The 971-nt window shown below is 46.7% G+C and carries 2 protein-coding genes; both read left to right on the forward strand.

The window, feature by feature from the left end; translation table 11 throughout:
* On the forward strand, nucleotides 1-298 hold a 298-nt coding region (locus AC29Z1_RS17455; RefSeq protein WP_488272715.1), incomplete at its 5' end, for a YqeG family HAD IIIA-type phosphatase.
* A gap of 89 nt (nucleotides 299-387) precedes the next feature.
* The coding region (locus AC29Z1_RS17460) for a shikimate dehydrogenase family protein (protein WP_488272716.1) at nucleotides 388-971 on the forward strand (584 nt) is incomplete at its 3' end.

Genomic DNA, 971 nt, shown 5'->3' on the forward strand with positions numbered 1-971 from the left:
TAACGGCAATGACCGTGTGAAACAAATTGCTGCTCAGTGCGGAGTTCCCTTTGTCGCCCGAGCGCTGAAACCTTCCCGGACAGGATTTCGTCAGGCCGCTCAGATCATGAATGTAAGTCCAGGGGCAATTGCTGTAGTTGGTGATCAATTGTTCACTGACGTGTTGGGCGGTAATCGCTTAGGAATGTTTACTATTTGGGTTCAGCCATTAACCAAACAAGAATTTATTGGCACAAAAATTACCCGTCAGTTAGAAAAGCTGGTCATTCGCTTATTAAAAGCCACTGGCCGTTTATAGATAGGATATTTTTTATAAGCACTATTTATCAGGCTCATAGCAGTTTTTACTGATCCTAGGCCAGAGATAAGGTAAAGGAGTACTATCATATGAATATTACAGCCACTACAAAAAAAGTTGGTTTGTTAGGCTGGCCGCTCAGCCATTCACTTTCCCCGGTTATGCACAATGCTGCTTTTGCCGCCACCGGTCTAGATTATGTATATCTGCCGCTCGCTACTCCTCCGGAATTGCTGCCACAGGCTGTGGCCGGAATTAAAGCGCTGGGATTTGCCGGCGTCAACGTTACCATCCCGCACAAAGTAGCTATTATGACTTATTTGGATGAAATCGATGACCGTGCCAAGCTGGTTGGTGCTGTTAATACCATTGTTGTTAAGCAAGGCCGCTTGATTGGCTATAATACTGATGCTGATGGCTATATCAGCTCGCTCAAGCAGGCGGGGGTTGCTGTGAACGGAAGTCATGTTGTCATTTTGGGGTCAGGTGGTGCAGCACGTGCGGTAACTGCTGCTTTGGTTAGTAATCAGGCTGCTACGGTTACAATTGGTGCCCGTGATAACGAGAAAGCAGATATGCTTGCCAACCTGTTCTCAACCAATATTCCCATTCACGGAGTTGGCTGGGATAGCCGGGAGTTTGCTACTCGTTTGTCTCAGGCTGATATTGTTGT

This window comes from Sporomusa sp., from assembly GCF_057736855.1.